Source organism: Celeribacter baekdonensis B30 (assembly GCF_000299875.1).
Taxonomy (GTDB): domain Bacteria; phylum Pseudomonadota; class Alphaproteobacteria; order Rhodobacterales; family Rhodobacteraceae; genus Celeribacter; species Celeribacter baekdonensis_A.
Genome location: NZ_AMRK01000002.1, coordinates 363103 through 381628, shown reverse-complemented (window position 1 = coordinate 381628; position 18526 = coordinate 363103). Strand labels below are relative to the sequence as shown.

Sequence of the window (18526 nt, the reverse complement as noted above, 5' to 3'; positions counted from 1 at the left end):
CGCTTAGGCCACAGCCGCGCGTGCGTCCGCCAAAGCCAGCGGCAGGCGCGCGGCCAACACCTCAAGCTCCTCTGGACGGCCCACCGAAATACGGATGCAGCGGTCCAGCGGCGCGATCCCCGGCATCCGCACAAACACGCCACGCGCCGCCAAAGCGGTCAAAATCGCGCGGGCAAAGGTCCCGTCTTGGCCACAATCGACGGCGACAAAATTGGTGGCGGAGGGCAGGGACGTTAAACCGTTGTCTTGCGCGATTTGTATAATTTTAGCGCGACCCAGCGCGACCTTTCCAAGGGTTTCAGACAGGTAATCCCGATCCTCAAACGCCGCCAAAGCCCCGGCCTGCGCTATGCGATTGACGCCAAAATGGTTGCGAATTTTGTCAAAAGCAGTGGCCACAACCGGATGCGCAATGCCATAGCCAATCCGCGCGCCCGCCATGCCATAGGCCTTTGAAAAGGTACGAAACCGAATAACGCGGCGGTCAGTGACATCAATCGCGGGTCGGGTGCTTTCGGGGGCAAATTCGCTATAGGCTTCGTCCAGGATCATCAAACATCCTTCGGGCACCGCCTCTATCATGTCTTGCACAGTTTGCGCCGAATGCACCGATCCCATCGGATTGTTTGGATTGGACAAGTACACGAGCTTGGCCCCCACTTCGCGCGCCTTGGAAATCAACGCCTCCGGGTCTTCGTGATCATTTTTATAGGGCACCGTATGCAACGCGCCGCCAAACCCCGCGACATGGTAATTGAAGGTCGGATAGGAGCCCGCCGAGGTCACAACTGTTTCGCCGGGTCCGACATAAAGCCGCACGAGATTGCCCAAAAGCCCGTCGATGCCTTCGCCCACGGTGACGCTTTCTGGCGTGATGCCGTGACGCGCGGCTATCGCCAGACGCAGATCGCGGTTCTCCGGCTCACCGTATGTCCACACGCCGCTTAGGCTTTGCGCCATGGCCTCCAGCGCTTTCGGGGAGGGGCCAAAGGACAATTCATTCGCGCCCAATCGGGCATCAAACGGCGCGCCGCGCAGCTCCTCCATCCGTTCCGGGGCCACGAAGGGCACGGTGGCGGGCAGGGTTTGGGCGAGCGCTGTTTGGCGTGGGTCTGTCATATCTGTCATGGCGCTTTTCCTGCCTCAACTTGATGCCTTGCGCAAGCGTCGCAACGTCAGACCTGACCTTATGCCATCTCCTTGATAGCGTAGTGGCAACAGGAGGAGCCACCATGCCCGCAACCCCCAAGACTGTCACGCTTGAGATCAAAGATCACATTGCCCATCTGACGCTCAACCGCCCGGATAAATTGAACGCAGTGTCAGAGGCTTTGGTCACCGATCTTTTGTCCGCGGTGACCGAAATCGCGGGTTCGGATGCGCGTGTGGTACTGCTCTCGGGGGCGGGCAAGGCATTTTGTGCCGGGCTTGATACCTCAAATTTCCAACGCTTCATGTCAGAGGATTTGGACGATCTGGTGATGCGGCGCACCCATGGCGATGGCAACGCGTTTCAGGCCTTTTCTCTGGCGCTTTATGACCTACCGATCCCGGTGATTGCCGCCCTCCATGGCCCCTGTTTTGGTGCGGGTCTGCAATTGGCGATCGCCGCCGATATTCGCATTGCCGCCTTTGACGCGCAGCTGTCGGTCATGGAGATGAAATGGGGGTTGGTGCCCGATATGGGTGGGATGGTTCTGTTCCCGCGGGTGCTGCGCTCGGATGTGTTGCGGCTTTTGACCTATACCCATGAGGTCGTCCTGGCGGACCGCGCCTTGGCCTACGGCCTTGTCACCCACATTGCCGAAGACGCCCACGCCCGCGCGCTTGAGATTGCCACGATGATCGCGGGCAAAAGCCCCTCAGCCATTCAGGCCGCCAAGCGGTTGATTGATGTGGCCGAAAGCCCAAATCCGCGCGCGCATATCTTGATGGAAGAAAGCCGCGAACAGCGCGCCTTGATTGGCACCAAGGATCAAATGGAAAGCGTCATGGCGCAGATGCAAAAGCGCGCGGCCAAATACGAATAAGCCTTCATTGCAGCCCAAATACTCAAAACAAAGGCCCGCCAGATGACGGGCCTTTTTTAATGGTGTCAAAGGTTTAACCGATTTCAGCGAGGCGGGCGAGAGCGGCTTTGATCTTGCCCTCTTCCTCTTCGCGCGCGGCCAGATTCTCTTGTGCCTCGGCCACGACCTCTTCGGGGGCGGAGGCGACGAAGTTCGGGTTTTTCAACCGTCCGCGCAGACCGCCAAGCTCTTTGGACAGCTTGCCCAAGACCTTTTCAAGCCGGGCTTTTTCCTCGGCAATGTCGATCACCCCTTCGAGCGGCAGGGCGAATGTGCCGCCGCCAACCGTGATGGTGATCGCGCCCTTCGGCATCGGGCCGGGGGTCAGGCTGTCAAGACGCGCGAGTTTCATGATCAACGCCTCGTTGTTGGCCCAAGCGGTTTTGCCCGCCTCGTCCAACTCGACCTGAATCATCGGGATTTTAAGCCCCGCAGGCACATGCACTTCGGCGCGCGAGGAGCGGATCGTTTCGATCAGATCAATCACCCAGTTCAACTCGCGGTCGGCCTCGGCATCGACCAGATCAAGCGACAGTTCCGGCCAATCGGAGATCGCCAACAATCTGCGCCCCGGTTTGACTGTGCCCCACAGCTCTTCGGTGATGAACGGCATGATCGGGTGCAGCATGGTCAGGGCCTGATCCAAGACCCAACCCATGGTTTGGCGGGTTTCGGCCAAGGTGGCGGCGTCGCCATCGTAGAACAGCGGTTTCGCCAATTCGACATACCAGTCACAGAATTTGCCCCAGACAAAGGCATAGAGCGCGTTGGCCCCATCGTTGAACCGGTATTCCGCAAAGGCAGTATCGACCTCTTTGAGGACTTTCGCGGTCTCGCCGATGATCCATTTGTTCACGGTCGCAGAGGGTGTCGGGATCACGGCAGGGTCGTAGTTTTCGAACACCTCGTTCATCTCTGCAAAGCGCGCGGCGTTCCAGATCTTGGTGCCGAAGTTGCGGTAGCCTTTGATCCGATCCACCGAGAGTTTCAACACGCCGCCGATGGAGGCCATTGAGGCATTGGTGAACCGCAGCGCATCGGCACCGTATTCATCAATGATCTCAAGCGGGTCGATGACGTTGCCAGTGGTTTTTGACATCTTCTTGCCCTTCTCGTCACGGACGAGTTGGTGCAGGTAGATGGTGTGGAACGGCACTTCGTCGACCACGGCGAGTTGCATCATCATCATCCGGGCGACCCAGAAGAACAGGATGTCTTGGCCAGTGACCAAAACATCGGTCGGGAAATATTTCGACGTGCTCTCATCCCACTCGGGCCAGCCCAGCGTCCCAATTGGCCAAAGGCCCGATGAGAACCAAGTGTCGAGCACATCGGGGTCGCGCCAGACCGGGTAGACCAGTTTGGTCGGATCTTGACTGACATTATAGGCGGCGAGGCTTTCGGCGAAGGCTTCGATCGCGGCTTGGCGGCTGTCGACTTCGACGATCCGCGCATGGTTGATGGGGGTCGGCACATCGGCCAATTCGCCCTCAAACGCGGCGATCACGCCGTCAAATTCGGCGGCGCAGTGATGCACATCACCAAGATGCAACATGCCGCCTTCGGTCAACAGGCGGAACAATTCCACCTCGTCCAAGGCACCATCGCCCTCATCGTCTTTGAAATTCGGCGCGGAGAGGTCCAAACCGTACCACACCGGGATCTGATGCCCCCACCAGAGCTGACGCGAAATGCACCAGGGTTCGATGTTTTCAAGCCAGTGGAAATACACTTTCTCACCGGACTCGGGCATGATTTTGGTGCGCCCATCGCGCACCGCATCCAAGGCTGGGCCAACGATTTTTTCGGCGTCGACATACCATTGATCGGTCAGCATCGGCTCGATGACGACTTTGGAGCGGTCGCCAAAGGGCTGCATGATCGGTTTGTCTTCGACGTAGGGCACAGTCTCAGTGATCTCGGACTCCACACCTTCGTCGTCTTTGACTTTGCGCGTGACACGGGTCATCACGGCGAGGCCTTCGGCGTTGATCTCGGCGACCACGGCTTTGCGCGCCTCGAACCGGTCCAATCCGCGCAGGTGATCGGGCACAAGGTTGACGGCATCCACTTCGGCCTCGGTGAACGTTTTGCCGGCCAAAATCTCCGCCGCCAAAAGCGCGCTGTCCGTGTAAGACAGGCCATCGTCGCGCATTGCGCCACGGGTGTCCATCAACCGGTACATCGGCAAGCCGCCGCGTTTGGCGACTTGGTAGTCGTTGAAATCATGCGCGCCGGTGATTTTCACAGCGCCCGAGCCGAAGTTCATATCCGGGTAGTCGTCGGTGATGATCGGAATCAGGCGGCGGTGTTCTTTCGGTCCGACCGGAATTTCGCAAAGCTTGCCCACAATCGGCGCATAGCGCGCGTCATCCGGGTGAACGGCAACCGCGCCATCGCCCAGCATGGTTTCGGGCCGGGTGGTGGCGATGGAAATGTAATCGCGTTCCTCGGTGAAAGTGACGGTGCCGTCCTCGTCTTTTTCGACATAGGTGTAGGTCTCGCCGCCTGCCAGCGGGTATTTGAAATGCCACATATGGCCCGGCGTTTCAACGTTCTCGACTTCGAGGTCGGAAATCGCGGTTTCAAAATGTGGGTCCCAGTTGACCAGGCGTTTGCCACGATAAATCAGGCCTTTGTCGTACATGTCGACAAAGACTTTGATCACGGCGTCATGGAAATTGCCCTCTTCGCCTGCGGGGGCGCCGGGCGCGCCGGACATGGTAAAGGCGTTGCGCGACCAGTCACAGGTCGAGCCCAGACGTTTGAGTTGGTTGATGATGGTCGCGCCATATTGGCCCTTCCACTCCCAGACCTTTTCCAAAAACTCGGGGCGGGTGAAATCCGTGCGTTTTTTACCGGATTTCGCCAGTTCTTTTTCCACCATCAACTGGGTCGCAATGCCCGCGTGGTCTTGGCCGGGTTGCCAGAGCGTGTCAAAGCCCCGCATCCGGTGCCAACGGATCAAGATGTCTTGGATGGTGTTGTTAAAGGCATGGCCCACATGCAACGCGCCCGTCACGTTGGGCGGCGGGATCATAATGGTGAAGGTCTCGTCGCGGGACTTATTGGCCCCGGCTTTGAATGCTCCGGCCTTGTCCCAGGCCTCGTAAATCCGCGCTTCTGCGTCACGCGCGTCAAATGTCTTTTCCATTGCCATGTTTTCTTCGCCCAGTTCCTTTTCGCGCAGTCCCCGACTTCGCTTTGCCGTTGTTTACCGCGCGGGGGGCGCGAGGAAAAGGGAGAAACCCCGTTCATTTTCACTCGAAAGCGGGCGTATTGACCTGCTGTTAAGGCTTCTTGTGCATTCAGTAGGGCGGAACCCGAAAGGAGAAGAACCATGGGGCGAGCCCCGAAGCGTCTTCAAATCATTGCAGATCGGTTAACGCGGACGTCGTGGCACAACGGTGTCGCGATGTCTCTCTATGATCGGAGCACCGGGCGGGAGTACCATGTGGGCTCAGGCGCGCTGGACAGTCGCACGCCCTATTTCGCGACCGGGACGACCAAACTTTACACCACGTCCATTCTCCTCCAGTTGATCGAAGAGGGCAAAATCGGGTTGGACGATCCGTTTTTGACCTATCTGGGCCACGATAAGCAATATGAGGAATTGTTGGTCAGAGAAGGGGTGGATTATACGGATCGGGTGACCATCCGTCATTTGATGTCGCACACCTCGGGGTTCGGCGATTTCTTCCTCTATAAATATCAGGCGCGTACGCTCAAACATGCCATTGGTGCCGGGGTGGACACGGCATGGAGTTTCGATGAGGTGGTGCAGCGGAGCCGGTCGCACGGCGCTGTTGCCGTGCCCGGACAAAGCCGCAAGGCGCTGTATACCGACACGAATTTTCACATGCTTGGGCGGGTTATTGAGGCCATTGAGGGCGAAAATTTTGGCGAGGTGCTGCGGCGTCGGGTGATTGACCGTTTGGGCCTGACCTCCACCTATCTGTATTGCGATCCGTCTGATACGCGTCCGATCAATTTTATGTCGAAGGACCGCGAAGTGCGGGTGCCGCGCACCATGGCCTCGTTTCAGGCGGATGGTGGTATTGTCACCACCTCGCGTGAGGCGTTGATTTTTATCCGTGGTTTTTTCGAAGGCTATTTATTCGACAAACGTATTTTACCGCGACTCTATCATTGGCGACCGATGTATTTTCCCACGGAGTACGGGGTCGGCCTGATGCAAATCAAAGTGCCGTGGTGGATGTCACTGCCGCATCGGTTGAATGCACCGCCATCGCGGTTTTTCAAATCGGCACCGCGCAGTTTGGGCCATATGGGGTTGGGCGGCACCATCTGCCTTTATGCGCCGGAGGCAGGGGTCTATATTGCGGGCACGGTCAATCAACTTTTGGACCCCGCGCGATCTGTAATTGCATCAATCAAGATGATCGAAGATGTCGCTTACGGCGGGCGCGAAGATGGTGCGCATCGGCGTGGTGCGGCTCTTGTGGGGTCCCCTCCAGCCCGATAATGCGATGCGCCCGAACTCAGATGGATCGGTCGAATTTGGTCGAGAGATGGATCAGGCTCTCAATGTCTTGCACTCCGGTGATCGCGTTGATCTGATCCAGAGTTGCGTCAATGTCTTCGGTGCTGTCGCAGGCGATTTGGGCAATCAAATCAATACGCCCGGTGGAGGTTGCGACCATTTCCACCTCTGGAATGGCCTTGAGTTTGATCACGATGCCTGCAGATGTGCGCGGCGCGACCTGAATCAACACAGTGGCTTTGATCCGCCGTGAGAGCGCGACATCCCCCAGTTTGATCGTGTAGCCCGCGATCGTGCCGTTGGTTTCCATACGTTCCAGCCGGGCTTGCACGGTGGACCGGGCGACTTTGAACCGCCGGGCCAGCCGCGACACCGAGGTTGAGGAATCGGCGGCCAGCGCCATCAATATCTTTTGATCCAGATCGTCCAAGCCGACCTCCTTTGCGATGGCGCGCGCCCTTTGCGCCGTGCTGGCATTTCACGCAATGCGTAGTGTCAATTTAACCGATCATATCGTTAAATTGACCGGAGTTATGCACGTTTTTATTCTTTCTATCGAACAAATCAACATGCATATAACGGCCACTGAGTTTCAGGAACAAGGGCAGAAACGGGAGGCCAAGCGTCCCCAAATCCTGTACCTGGCCTGGTTTGGAAACCGCGTAAGTGCGATCCCAACCGGACATCCCGGGCAAGAGAGTGGCTGCGCTCTATTGGTAAAGGACAGACCAATGGGGCTCTCAAAAACCATCTGGGCCACGCCCACCGAATATCTGCGTCATCACAGCCCGGACCATCCGGTGTTGTTTTTCTCCCCCGCCATCCTGCAGGCGACCGCGCGCCGGTTTATCAAAGGATTTCCAGGGCTTGTGACCTATGCGGTCAAATCCAACCCGGATGAAACCGTGTTGGCCAATTTGGTCGCCGCAGGCGTCAAAGGCTTTGATGTGGCCTCGCCCGTCGAAATGGACACCATCGCGCGTATCGCGCCTGGGGCGCATTTGCATTACAACAACCCGGTGCGATCGCGCTCTGAAATCCGCCATGCGGTGGCGATGGGCGTGGCCTCCTATTCCGTCGACAGCCATTCCGAACTGGTCAAACTCGGCGAGCTTGTGCCCGCCAACGGCGTTGAAATTTCGGTGCGCTTCACCTTGCCGGTCGAAGGGGCGGCCTATAATTTTGGCGCGAAATTCGGTGCTAGTGTTGAGAAGGCGGTCGATTTGCTCACCTTGACGGAACAGCTTGGCTTTACCCCCTCGCTGACCTTCCACCCGGGCACACAATGCACCGACCCGCGCGCCTGGGACAGCTACATCCGCGCGGCGGCTGATATTGCCAAGGCCGCAGGGGTGAAAATTGCCCGTTTGAACGTTGGCGGCGGTTTCCCGTCGCATCGCTTGAACGAGGTGATGCCACAGTTGGAAGCCACTTTTGATCTCATCGCGCGCGTGACCAAAGAGGCCTTTGGCCCCGACGCCCCCAAACTTGTGTGCGAACCGGGTCGGGGGCTTGTGGCCGAAAGCTACAGTTTGGCGACACGGGTGAAAGCGATCCGCGATGACGCGCATGTGTTTCTCAACGATGGCGTGTATGGCGCACTGTCCGAGTTGCACTTGGTCGGCGTGATCGACCGCATCGGCGTGTTTGGCCCCTTTGCCACTCCGCGGACAGGTACATCGGTCATGCGCACGGTGTTTGGTCCGACCTGCGACAGCCTCGACAAACTGCCGTCTGACTTGGCCTTTCCGGCAGATATGGAAGAAGAGGACCATGTGATGTTTTACGGCATGGGGGCCTATTCGGTGGCGACAGCGACCAAATTCAATGGCTTTGGTCAGATCACTTTGGAAACCGTCCAAACCCACCGCTGAACCGGCGGCCCACGTCTCAAACGGTTCTTTACACACCCCGCCCCGCCGCTATCTATAAGGGGCGGGGTAATTTTGTGAGGACCAAGTGTCAGAGCGCAAAGGGATTTTTGGCAACTTAGGCCTATTGTTCAAGTTCCGCCAAAAGGTGCGGACTTCGGGTGGCGTGCATGGCCGTGGTCCGATCACCCATGTGATCATCATGGACGGAACGCTGTCGTCCCTGGAGCCGGGATTTGAGACCAACGCCGGGCTGACCTATCGGTTGTGTTCGGAGGCGGCGCAGGGCGCGAATATGTTGGTGCGCTATGAGGCGGGTATTCAATGGCGCAATTGGCGCGACACGATGGGCGTGATCGAAGGGCGCGGCATCAATCAACAGATCCGGCGCGTGTATGGCGCTTTGGCGTCGCGCTATCGCCCCGGAGATCGGATTTTTCTGTTTGGCTATTCGCGTGGCGCCTATGCGGTGCGCTCGCTGTCCGGGTTGATTGATATGCTCGGATTGCTGCGTGCCGATCAGGCCACAGAGCGCAACATCCGCACCGCCTATCGCCATTATCAAACCGCGCCGCACACGCGCGCGGCGCAGGAGTTTACCAAGGCGCATTGCCACGAGCCTATCGAGATTGCCTTTCTCGGGGTCTGGGATACGGTAGCGGCGGTGGGCCTGCATATGCCGCTTGTTTGGCGCTATTCCTCAGTGTTTCACGAATTCCACACCCAAATGCCGGCAGGCTGCGTCAAACATGTCTATCACGCGCTGGCCTATCACGAACGCCGCCGCGCCTATGCGCCTGTGTTGTTTGAAACCAACCCGGAGGCCAAGGGGCAAGTACTGCGGCAAATGTGGTTTCGTGGCACGCATGGTGACATCGGCGGGCAGCTTTCCGGTAACAACCCGGAGCGCAGACTGTCGAACAGCACCTTGGTTTGGATGTTGGACAAGGCCGAGGCGGCGGGGCTGGAGTTGCCGAAAGACTGGCGGATGCGCTATCTGGCGGACCCGCATGGGCCGTCCGTGGGCATGAACCGGGGCTGGGGCAAATTCTTTTGGCTCAGGCAAAAACGCATGGTGAAACAGGACCCGTCAGAGGTCCTGCACCCGTCGATTCGCGCTTAACCGTTCACGCCCAAATTGGCGCAAACGGCCTTGGTCAGGGTCGGGCGGTTGAGCGTATAGAAATGCAAATCCTCGACACCGCCTTGGGTCAGCGTTTCGCACAGCTTGGTGCACAGCTCGATTGAGACCGCCTGTTGATCTTCTGCCGTTTCAAACGCCTTGGCGTATTGCGCGGGCAGGGGGGTGCCACAGGCGGCGGCGAATTTTTGCACACCTTTCCAGCTTGTGATCGGGAGGATGCCGGGGATGATTGTGCCGGTGATGCCCTCCTTGGCGCAGCGGTCGCGAAAGCGGAAAAACGTATCGGCGTCGAAAAAGAACTGGGTGATGGCCGAATCTGCCCCGGCTTTGAACTTTTCCTTGAGCCAGATGATGTCGGCGCTGTCATCGGCGGCATCGGGATGCGGATCGGGGTAGGCACCGACGCGAATTTTGAAATTGCCGGTCGCGGCCAAGGCTTCGATCAACTCGACGGAGTTGGCAAAGCCGCCCGGAGCGGGGGTGAACTGGCCCGCACCTTTCGGCGGATCGCCTCGCAGCGCGACAATTTCATTGACCCCTACGGATTTGTAACTCTTTGCAATTTCAAGCGTTTCTTCGCGGGTTGCGTTCACACAGGTCAAATGCGCGGCGACGTTCCAGCCGTATTTGCGGTTCAGCAATGCCACGGCGTCATGGGTCAATTCGCGCGTGGTGCCGCCCGCGCCATAGGTCACGGAGACAAAGCCCGGCTGCATGTGTTCAAGCGCCTGCACCGTTTCAAACAGGCTGAAACAGGCTTCGATGTTCTTCGGCGGGAAGAATTCAAAAGAGATGTTGGGCGCTTGGGTCATCGTTGTGTCCTTATCAATCGGCGGCCCTTGTCTCACAGCCGTTGATGTGAGACAAATTCATAATTCTCAAGATCAACATGAGTGTCATTCACAATGCATCTCGAATTTCGCCACCTGCGTACCATCAAAGCGATTTATGAAGAAGGCGGTTTGGCGCGGGCCGCCGACCGGCTTCACATCACCCAATCGGCTCTGTCGCATCAGGTCAAAGGGCTTGAGGATCAGGCCGGAGTCGAGTTGTTTGTGCGCCGTTCAAAGCCGCTGAAGCTGTCGGCGGCGGGGATGCGGCTTTTGGCGCTGGCCGAAGAGGTCTTGCCCCGCGTTGAGGCGCTTGAGGCCGAATTTCGCGGCATTGAGGACGGCACATCCGGGCGGCTGCATATCGCGATGGAATGCCACGCCTGTTTCGATTGGCTGTTTCCGGTGCTCAATCAGTTCCGCAAGGCCTGGCCGGAGATTGACGTCGATATCCGGCAACGTCTGGCCTTTGGTGCGCTGCCGGCTTTGGAGCGCGAAGAGGTCGATCTGGTGATTTCCTCCGACCCGGACACGATCGCGGGCGTGACCTTTGTGCCGCTGTTTGATTATGCGCCGATGTGCGTGATGGCGGCAAAACACCCGCTCGCGGCCAAGCCCTATGTCGATGCCGAGGATTTTCGTGATCAAACCCTGATCACCTACCCGATGGATCGGGCACGGTTGGATGTGTTCAAAGAGTTGCTGACGCCTGCGGGGGTTGAACCCGCCACGGTGCGTCAGGTCGAATTGACCGATGTGATCCTGATGCTGGTCGCGGCGGGGCGGGGGATTTCGGTGCTGCCCGATTGGGTGATGCGCGACATACGCAGCCACCCGGATTATGCCGTACGCCCGCTGACCGCCACAGGCGTGACACGGCGGATGTATGCCGGGGTGCGCGTCGATGACGCGACCAAACCCTATATGGCCCATGTCCTGCGCATCGCCAAAACCGAAGCGGTGAAATTGCAACGGGGATGATCAGGCTTTGAGCAGGGTCTCAAATGTGCCGAAAATCATGCGTTTGCCGTCAAAGGGCATGTCACCCAAGGCGGCGATCCGTTCATCTGTTTCCATCGCCGTCATACAGGCCTCAGCCGATGCCATGTCAGGCCATTCGATAAAGGATGTCACGACTGTCTCATCCGGGCCAAGTTGAACCGCCATGGGTAGGGACGTGACCTCGCCCGGCGGTACAAATGCGCCCCATCCCTCAAACACCTGCAATGCGCCGAATTCTTTGAAAAAAGGTGCCATGCCGGTGGAAACGCGCAGATAGGCCTCTTTCTGTGCTGTTGGTACGGGAATGATCGCGATCTGAAAGTAGGACATTCAAAACCTCATTTATGGGGAATGGGAGAAAATGCGGGTATGTTACCATGTAAAAGCTGAAAGGAGACCAATTCTTTGCCCACAAACCCTTGGCAGCGCGGGTTTCGCGGCGTATACGCCCGGTTTGAACATCTCTCGACATCTCTGACCCGGAGCCCGGACCATGCAAGGCAGTGCCAATCTCAACGTTATGATCAAAGCCGCACGTAGCGCGGGGCGCTCTCTTGTGAAAGACTTCCGCGAAGTCGAGAACCTTCAGGTCTCGTCCAAGGGCGCGGGCGATTTTGTGTCCAAAGCCGATATCACCACCGAGCAGATCATCCGCGAAATGTTGATGGAGGCACGACCGACCTATGGGTGGGTGGGCGAAGAAAGCAAACCCGTTGAGGGCAAGGATCCGACCCGTCGCTGGATCGTCGATCCGCTTGATGGCACGACAAATTTTCTGCACGGCCTGCCGCATTGGGCGGTGTCGATTGCGCTTGAGCATAAGGGTGAGATTGTATCCGCCGTGGTGTTTGACCCGGCCAAGGGCGAATTGTTCTGGGCCGAAAAGGGCAATGGTGCCTGGATGAATGACATGCGTCTGCGCGTGTCTGGTCGTTCGAAAATGATCGAGGCGATTTTTGCCACCGGCCTGCCCTTTGGCGGTCGGGCCGATTTGCCCGAAACCCTGCGCGATTTGGCGCGGGTGTTGCCGGCCTGTGCCGGTGTGCGCCGTTGGGGCGCGGCCGCGCTTGATCTCGCCTATGTGGCGGCGGGGCGCTATGACGGGTTCTGGGAGCGCCGTTTGAATTCCTGGGACATGGCGGCGGGGCTTTTGTTGGTGAAAGAGGCCGGTGGTATCGTCGAACCGCTGCACCCCGAAGGCAATGCGCTTGAGGATGGTGAAGTGATTTGCGCCAATGAGGCGTTGTTCAACCGCTTTGCCGACGTGATCCGGGCCGCCTGAGCCAGAGTCGGGTCGCGCGTGTTTACGGCGTTTCTGTACAATTTACATTTAATTAGGCTTTTACCCGTCGTGGCGTGAACAATGCCTTGGGTAAGGTCCGTTTTTCACCGGATAGGCTGTGAATTGCCCGGTATCCGCCCAATTTTCGTCGTTTTTTCATGGGAAATCGAACGGATCATTGGAGGGATAAAACCGTGACACGTCGAATTCTTAAGTCTATCCGGCACTATGTGGCCGACGAAAACGGTGCGGTGACCGTTGATTGGGTTGTTTTGGTATCGGCGATCATCGGGTTGGCGATCCCGATTATTGCACTTATTTATAAGGGTATGGATGTGTCTGCGGCGAATATCGACACGACCTTGTCAGCCATTTCAATTGTGACGAACTGATCAATTGTGACGGGCTGATCCACGGCTATCCCTTACGTTGTGAATTACCGATCCGCGGGATGATGCACGCCATCCATCCACGGCACGTCTGAGAGATCGGACGGGTTCACCCCCACAATTGCCCCGGCGTTGACCCCGTATTGCTGCGGGTTCGAGCGGCGTTGATGATGGGTGTAGATGCCACATATGCTGCAAAAATAATGTTTCGCCGTCATTGTTCCAAATTGGTAGAGGCTGAGACTCTCGCCTCTTACGACCTCGATCCCCCCCAAGGCTGCCGTCACCATAATGGCCCCGCGCCGCCGACAGAGCGAACAATCGCACCGTCGTGCGGTGTTTAACCCGTCCAAAAGCTGAACGTTGAGTTCGACCCCACCGCAATGGCAGGTCACGGTCACGGGGGTACTGAAATCTTGGGTCATTTGCGCCTTCTGACTTTGGGTACGGATGTGGGTTGGAACCGATAGCGGGCCTCAGAGTGGGGCGGTGCGCCGTCTGTGCGATCCCAAAACGCCCGCCCGCCGAGGCGCCGCCAAAGCGGATAGGTGGCAAGAATTCCGGCGATAAACCCGCCGATATGGGCCAGATAGGCCACGCCCCCGTTGCCGCTCGCGCCAACTTCGCCGACAATTTGAAAGGCAAACCAAAGCCCAAGCATCAACCATGCAGGCAGAGGGATGACTTTGAAAAAGATGATGAAAAAGAGAAAGACATCGACACGCGCCTTTGGGAACAAAAGCATATAGCCGCCTAAAACCCCGGCAATCGCGCCAGAGGCCCCGACCATCGGCACACGCGCATCCGGGGCGGCCATATATTGCGCCAGCCCGGCGGCCAGACCACAGAACAGGTAAAATCCAAGATAGCGCAGATGCCCCATCTCATCCTCAAGGTTATCGCCAAAGATCCACAAAAACAGCATGTTACCGGCAATATGCAGGACGCTGCCGTGCATGAACATGGAGGTGAGCATAGTGTAATACCCATCCCCCATGGAAATCCGTGCGGGCACCATCGCCCAGGTGGAATAGAGGCCAAGCAAGGCCCGATCATCGCCATATGAGGGCAGCATGGCCATGAACACCGCCGCGTTGAGCGCGATCAACGCATAGGTGACAAGCGCGGGGCGGCGGGAAGGGTTGTGGTCGCGAATTGGAAACATGCCGCCACTTTGATCGAGAATGAAAGCCTTTGGCAATTCATTTGCGGCAGGGCGGACGTGTTAAAAGCCAGTATCGCAATGTTGCACAGCGTTTTGCCAAAACCTGTGTGGAAGACTTTTCGCACGTGCTTTCGTTGCTCTCAAGCGCCGCTTCCCTCTTTACACTGCCCGCGCCGGCAGTATGGTCTGCCATCACAGCCCCGCGTGCCCGCGTGGTGGAATGGTAGACACATGAGACTTAAAATCTCCCGGCCGAATGGCCGTGCCGGTTCGAGTCCGGCCGCGGGCACCAAGACATTTTCGTGTTTGTGGGAGGGCCTGCCCCAGGGCAGCAGGCCGCAAGAGATGAGACCTGTAGGAATCAAATGTGATGCGCCACCTCTTCCCTCCCTTTTCCAAAACACTCCGCCGGGGCGTCGGTGCGCTTCAGTTCCTCTCGAAAAAGCCGATCCTGGATCAAATCTGTGCTGATATTGTCGCGGGATTGGTGCCGTCAAATGTACAGGGGGATCAAGGGCCAGTTTGGGTCTACATGGGGGTTCACAAGCGGTTTGGGGCAGAATGGATGCGTCGTGGTTTGAAAATAGCAGTTCAAACCGAGCAGTTTTACGACGAGTCCGGCCATCCGCTTTGGGCGTCCCGCAACCGCAGGTTTTGCAAGGCGGTGCTTTCGGCGTTGAAACGGTGCGATGTTTTGTTGGATCTCTCCGCCTCCAATGAAAGATTTTATCAAGAATATGCCCCTGATTTGGCGAATAAGATCATCTATGGGCCGCATATTTTTCCAACTGTCCCCCCTGAATTTTGTCCGGCCTCCGACCCGCGTTTGATTTTTTTCGGCGCGCTCAATGCGCGGCGCAAAGCCGCATTGGATGGATACGCAGAGCGGGCCTGTGGTCTTGACGGTCAATATTTTAATGAGGATCTGCTCACGGCGTTGCGACCCTATGCCGGAGTCTTAAACCTGCATTTTGATGCAGGCACTTATACCGAAGCACCGCGCCTATTGTCCGCCATGCGCGCGGGAAAAGTCATGGTGTCTGAGCCGCTTGCATCGGGGTTGGTTGCGGGGCAGCATTACTTTAAATTGGGCGCCGAATTTGATGAGACACAGGCGCGCGAAACCTTTGAGGCCTGTGCAACCTATCTCTGTGAAACCTATGAGTTTCAGACGTTTTTGGATGGGGTTCTGCGGGTTAACGCCGCCCTTTGAGGGCTTGTTCAATTTTGTGCAACGCGCTGAGCCACCACCGCGCTTTGACGTCCTTATAGACAAAGGGTTTGCGCACCTTGGGGTTGTCCGCCTCCAAAAAGGTTTCGGCGACCGGATAGGTGGACATGTCACGCGTTTTCATCGCTTTGATCTGGGCCGGCGTCATGTCTTTAAGGGTTTTCACATCCCTGCCCACCACACGCAGGGCGAGCTTGGCCGCAAGGGATTGGCCGCGATTGCGAAAAAACGGCACTTCGGGGCAGAAAAACACAAAAGGATGGGCCATTGTTGGCATCGGGGCGAAAAGCCTACGGGCCTGTTCGACATTGGCGGCCTCGCTGTTTTGCATCTGCCAATGGGCGGCGTGCAAGCGATCAACATGCATGAGGCTGATGTCGAAATAGGCCATCCTTTTGGCGTGATTTTGGGGTGAGAGATCGTTGCGCAGATCATAGAGGGACTGTTCTGGAACAGGGCGTAACAGGCGTTTGTAACGGGTTTCGCGAACGGATTTGATGAACAAAACGGAAAGAAAAGCGCGCAGCGGATCTGTTTCAAACGCGGATAGGATAGTGTCCCAATCGGATTGATCCAATGAACGCACGACCTGCGTGTCATCTTGCAAGGTCAAAAGAAGGGTCCGATCTGCGCGATCCAAAGCGCGCTGCATATTGTAGTACAGCCCGCCGTGGCGTCCCGCTGCATCCTGCGATCCGGGTTGAACTACCATGCCTTCGGGCAGGCTTGCGAGATAGGCCAGAGTGTCGGGGTCCGTGGAGGCATCATCAAAAATGGTGAGGCGCGCGCCGGGGCAATGCCGTTGAACTGACATGACACAGTTTTGCAAATAGGCCGCGCGGTTATAGGAAAAAATTGCGATGTCCAGATCATCGAACGTCATGCGTCAGGCCCTGTGTTGCTTGTCTTTGCTCCGGGACACCATGTCAGAAAACGCGACTTTGATACAGTCCATTTCCCGACACAGATGTGCAAAATACCGCGTCCAGATCATGCGTGAATCTGGACGCGGTATGTACAAATCGAACATTTAAGGCGCTGAGTGTTAGCTCCGCGTCCCGGCAAATTTCTCCTGCCAGTCTTCGCGGTCTTCATCGGAGATTTTGGCAAACAAATTGTCGGGGACAACGAATGTATGGCCGGGTGTCAGGGAGGATAGGCAGCCTGCGACATCTTCGGGCCAATCAAGCGCGTCAAGCGCCAGAGCCGTGTGCAATTTTCCCGACGTGTCCGGGATGAAGGGTGACGAGAGGCGCGCGTAAAGCCCGATCAGGTTAAGCCCCATGCGCACCTGCATCGCGGCCAATTCCGGGTCTTCCTTAAAGGTCGACCAAGGGGCTGCGGATTGCAGATATTCGTTGCCCGCCACCCAGATCGCACGCAGCGCATTGGCGCCTTTACGTACATCAATGGCGTCCATATGGGTTTGATAGTCGGTGACTTTTTCGGTCAAATCGGCAATCAAGGCGCGCTCTTGATCGCCGTAGTCTCCGCCCATAGGGACCTCTTCGCCAAATTTGGAGCGACAGAATTTGGTGATGCGCGACACGAAATTGCCCAGCACATCGGCCAAGTCTTTGTTCACACTGGATTGGAAATTTTCCCAGGTGAATTCGGAATCAGAGCTTTCGGGCGCATGGGACAACAGCCACCAGCGCCAGTAATCCGACGGCAGGATCGACAGCGCCTGATCCATGAACACGCCGCGTCCGCGCGAGGTGGAGAATTGCCCGCCATCATAGTTCAGATAGTTGAACGATTTGATGTAATCGACCATCTTCCACGGCTCATCCGACCCCAGCATGGTGACGGGGAAGGACAGGGTATGAAACGGCACATTGTCCTTGCCCATGAATTGCACATATCGCACATCATCAGCGCCTTTGTCGGTGCGCCACCAGCGCTCCCAAGCCGCGTCATCAAGCCCTTGTTTGGCCGCCCATTCGGCGCCACAGGCGATGTATTCGATCGGCGCATCAAACCAGACGTAGAACACTTTGCCATCCATCCCGGTCCAAGGCGCGTCCTCATATTGCACGGGAACGCCCCAGCTCAGATCACGGGTGATGCCCCGGTCTTGCAAGCCGTCGCCATCGTTGAGCCATTTTTTGGCAATCGAGGTGGTGAGCACGGGCCAATCGGTTTTGCTGTCGATCCACTCGCTCAATGCGCCGCGCATGTTCGATTGTTTGAGATAGAGGTGCTTGGTCGCACGGGTCTCAAGATCGGTCGCGCCCGAAATGGTTGAATGCGGGTTGATCAGATCGGTCGGGTCCAACTGTTTGGTGCAATTGTCGCATTGGTCGCCGCGTGCAGAGTCGTAGCCGCAGTTGGGGCAGGTGCCTTCAATGTAGCGATCAGGCAAAAAACGCCCGTCGGTGACGGAATAGACCTGGGTTTCTTCGATCACCTCAATCAATCCGCTTTCGGCCAGTTTGGAGGCCAGATGTTGGGTCAGGATTTTGTTTTGCTCGCTCGACGAACGGCCAAAATGGTCAAAGGACAGACGGAACCCCGCAGCGATCTCGGCCTGAATATCATGCATCTCGGCGCAATACTCGGCCACGGGTTTGCCCGCCTTTTGGGCGGCGATCTCGGCCGGAGTGCCGTGTTCGTCGGTGGCGCAGAGGAACAAAACCTCGTCGCCCCGCGCGCGCCGATAGCGGGCGTAAAGGTCGGCGGGCAATTGCGAGCCGACAAGGTTGCCGAGGTGCTTGATCCCATTGATATAGGGCAAGGCTGAGGTGATGAGCGTGCGTGCCATGTGCGTCGTCCGGTCTGTCCGTTGCAAAGTCTTTAGCCTCTCTAGCGCGGCTGCGGCGAAAGGGCCAGAGGGCAGCGCCTGTTCGCGGGTTTTCGCGCCATTGCGCATGGATATGTCGCAAAACCGACGTGATCAAAGGGATGCAAAGCGCCTTGGCGAAATCTCTCAGGCCAAGGGCGCGATGATTGATTGCCCTCAGGCGCGAGTACGTTAGGTTGCGCGCAAACGGGGTTGGAGGCCTGACTGAGTAAAGGCCGGACAGAGATAAGGGACAT

General features: G+C 57.4%; 17 protein-coding genes and 1 tRNA gene. 9 read left to right on the top strand and 9 right to left on the bottom strand.

Annotated features, from left to right (window positions below):
• Positions 1-3 precede the first annotated feature (3 nt).
• The gene (locus B30_RS05390; protein ID WP_040401960.1) at positions 4-1119 is read right to left on the bottom strand and encodes a pyridoxal phosphate-dependent aminotransferase; all 1116 of its coding nucleotides are present in this window, start codon (positions 1117-1119) and stop codon (positions 4-6) included.
• Positions 1120-1232: 113 nt separating this feature from the next.
• Here B30_RS05390 and B30_RS05385 point away from each other — a divergent pair, with 113 nt between their 5' ends.
• On the top strand, positions 1233-2030 hold the full coding sequence (locus tag B30_RS05385) for a crotonase/enoyl-CoA hydratase family protein (protein ID WP_009571008.1): 798 nt from the start codon (positions 1233-1235) through the stop codon (positions 2028-2030).
• 73 nt (positions 2031-2103) lie between these two features.
• Here B30_RS05385 and B30_RS05380 read toward each other — a convergent pair whose 3' ends face one another.
• A complete protein-coding gene (locus B30_RS05380; protein WP_040401882.1) occupies positions 2104-5229 on the bottom strand; it encodes a valine--tRNA ligase in 3126 nt (1041 codons plus the stop codon).
• A gap of 180 nt (positions 5230-5409) precedes the next feature.
• On the opposite strand from B30_RS05380, the gene B30_RS05375 reads away from it, so the two are divergent.
• On the top strand, positions 5410-6555 hold the full coding sequence (locus B30_RS05375) for a serine hydrolase domain-containing protein (RefSeq protein ID WP_009571006.1): 1146 nt from the start codon (positions 5410-5412) through the stop codon (positions 6553-6555).
• Between the two features lie 16 nt (positions 6556-6571).
• Here B30_RS05375 and B30_RS05370 read toward each other — a convergent pair whose 3' ends face one another.
• A complete protein-coding gene (locus B30_RS05370; RefSeq protein ID WP_009571005.1) occupies positions 6572-7003 on the bottom strand; it encodes an Lrp/AsnC family transcriptional regulator in 432 nt (143 codons plus the stop codon).
• Positions 7004-7304: 301 nt separating this feature from the next.
• Between B30_RS05370 and B30_RS05360 the strand changes: the two genes are divergently transcribed.
• Positions 7305-8447: a type III PLP-dependent enzyme gene (locus tag B30_RS05360; protein ID WP_009571004.1), complete on the top strand. Its 1143-nt coding sequence runs from the start codon at positions 7305-7307 to the stop codon at positions 8445-8447.
• 85 nt (positions 8448-8532) lie between these two features.
• On the top strand, positions 8533-9567 hold the full coding sequence (locus B30_RS05355) for a DUF2235 domain-containing protein (RefSeq protein ID WP_009571003.1): 1035 nt from the start codon (positions 8533-8535) through the stop codon (positions 9565-9567).
• Here the strand turns inward: B30_RS05355 and metF are convergent.
• Positions 9564-10400, bottom strand: a complete 837-nt coding sequence (metF, locus tag B30_RS05350) for a methylenetetrahydrofolate reductase [NAD(P)H] (protein WP_009571002.1) — start codon at positions 10398-10400, stop codon at positions 9564-9566. The two genes, B30_RS05355 and metF, sit on opposite strands and share 4 nt — an antisense overlap.
• Positions 10401-10493: 93 nt before the next feature.
• Here metF and B30_RS05345 point away from each other — a divergent pair, with 93 nt between their 5' ends.
• Positions 10494-11399: a LysR family transcriptional regulator gene (locus B30_RS05345; RefSeq protein ID WP_009571001.1), complete on the top strand. Its 906-nt coding sequence runs from the start codon at positions 10494-10496 to the stop codon at positions 11397-11399.
• Here B30_RS05345 and B30_RS05340 read toward each other — a convergent pair whose 3' ends face one another.
• Positions 11400-11750 (bottom strand): DUF1428 domain-containing protein, encoded by a 351-nt coding sequence (locus tag B30_RS05340; protein ID WP_009571000.1) that lies wholly within the window; start codon positions 11748-11750, stop codon positions 11400-11402.
• Positions 11751-11913: 163 nt separating this feature from the next.
• Between B30_RS05340 and B30_RS05335 the strand changes: the two genes are divergently transcribed.
• Both B30_RS05335 and B30_RS22115 read left to right on the top strand, forming a co-directional pair.
• Positions 11914-12702 carry an inositol monophosphatase family protein gene (locus B30_RS05335; RefSeq protein WP_009570999.1) on the top strand — a complete coding sequence of 263 codons (789 nt, stop codon included), beginning with the start codon at positions 11914-11916 and terminating at the stop codon, positions 12700-12702.
• A gap of 194 nt (positions 12703-12896) precedes the next feature.
• A complete protein-coding gene (locus B30_RS22115; protein ID WP_009570998.1) occupies positions 12897-13094 on the top strand; it encodes a hypothetical protein in 198 nt (65 codons plus the stop codon).
• Positions 13095-13138: 44 nt separating this feature from the next.
• Here the strand turns inward: B30_RS22115 and B30_RS05325 are convergent, their stop codons facing one another.
• Together B30_RS05325 and B30_RS05320 are read right to left on the bottom strand one after the other, a co-directional pair.
• Entirely contained in the window at positions 13139-13516 is a 378-nt protein-coding gene (locus B30_RS05325) for a GFA family protein (protein ID WP_009570997.1), read from the bottom strand.
• Positions 13513-14256, bottom strand: a complete 744-nt coding sequence (locus B30_RS05320; protein ID WP_040401958.1) for a rhomboid family intramembrane serine protease — start codon at positions 14254-14256, stop codon at positions 13513-13515. Before B30_RS05320 ends, B30_RS05325 begins: the two co-directional genes overlap by 4 nt.
• 206 nt (positions 14257-14462) lie before the next feature.
• Between B30_RS05320 and B30_RS05315 the strand changes: the two genes are divergently transcribed.
• Positions 14463-14548 (top strand) — tRNA-Leu (locus tag B30_RS05315).
• Between the two features lie 78 nt (positions 14549-14626).
• A complete protein-coding gene (locus tag B30_RS05310) occupies positions 14627-15469 on the top strand; it encodes a hypothetical protein (RefSeq protein ID WP_009570995.1) in 843 nt (280 codons plus the stop codon).
• On the opposite strand, the gene B30_RS05305 is transcribed toward B30_RS05310, so the two are convergent.
• Positions 15453-16370 carry a glycosyltransferase gene (locus B30_RS05305; RefSeq protein WP_009570994.1) on the bottom strand — a complete coding sequence of 306 codons (918 nt, stop codon included), beginning with the start codon at positions 16368-16370 and terminating at the stop codon, positions 15453-15455. The genes B30_RS05310 and B30_RS05305 overlap by 17 nt on opposite strands.
• 162 nt (positions 16371-16532) lie before the next feature.
• A complete protein-coding gene (gene metG, locus B30_RS05300; RefSeq protein WP_009570993.1) occupies positions 16533-18251 on the bottom strand; it encodes a methionine--tRNA ligase in 1719 nt (572 codons plus the stop codon).
• Positions 18252-18526: the final 275 nt, after the last annotated feature.

Excerpts from the sequence above, each read along its gene's own strand:
- B30_RS05375 (WP_009571006.1), top strand. The coding sequence starts at position 5,410 with ATGGGGCGAGCCCCGAAGCGTCTTCAAATCATTGCAGATCGGTTAACG.
- B30_RS05340 (WP_009571000.1), bottom strand. The coding sequence starts at position 11,750 with ATGTCCTACTTTCAGATCGCGATCATTCCCGTACCAACAGCACAGAAA.
- B30_RS05390 (WP_040401960.1), bottom strand. The coding sequence starts at position 1,119 with ATGACAGACCCACGCCAAACAGCGCTCGCCCAAACCCTGCCCGCCACC.
- B30_RS05345 (WP_009571001.1), top strand. The coding sequence starts at position 10,494 with ATGCATCTCGAATTTCGCCACCTGCGTACCATCAAAGCGATTTATGAA.
- B30_RS05305 (WP_009570994.1), bottom strand. The coding sequence starts at position 16,370 with ATGACGTTCGATGATCTGGACATCGCAATTTTTTCCTATAACCGCGCG.
- B30_RS05380 (WP_040401882.1), bottom strand. The coding sequence starts at position 5,229 with ATGGCAATGGAAAAGACATTTGACGCGCGTGACGCAGAAGCGCGGATT.
- metF (WP_009571002.1), bottom strand. The coding sequence starts at position 10,400 with ATGACCCAAGCGCCCAACATCTCTTTTGAATTCTTCCCGCCGAAGAAC.
- B30_RS05335 (WP_009570999.1), top strand. The coding sequence starts at position 11,914 with ATGCAAGGCAGTGCCAATCTCAACGTTATGATCAAAGCCGCACGTAGC.
- metG (WP_009570993.1), bottom strand. The coding sequence starts at position 18,251 with ATGGCACGCACGCTCATCACCTCAGCCTTGCCCTATATCAATGGGATC.
- B30_RS05310 (WP_009570995.1), top strand. The coding sequence starts at position 14,627 with ATGCGCCACCTCTTCCCTCCCTTTTCCAAAACACTCCGCCGGGGCGTC.
- B30_RS05385 (WP_009571008.1), top strand. The coding sequence starts at position 1,233 with ATGCCCGCAACCCCCAAGACTGTCACGCTTGAGATCAAAGATCACATT.
- B30_RS05320 (WP_040401958.1), bottom strand. The coding sequence starts at position 14,256 with ATGTTTCCAATTCGCGACCACAACCCTTCCCGCCGCCCCGCGCTTGTC.
- B30_RS05325 (WP_009570997.1), bottom strand. The coding sequence starts at position 13,516 with ATGACCCAAGATTTCAGTACCCCCGTGACCGTGACCTGCCATTGCGGT.
- B30_RS05360 (WP_009571004.1), top strand. The coding sequence starts at position 7,305 with ATGGGGCTCTCAAAAACCATCTGGGCCACGCCCACCGAATATCTGCGT.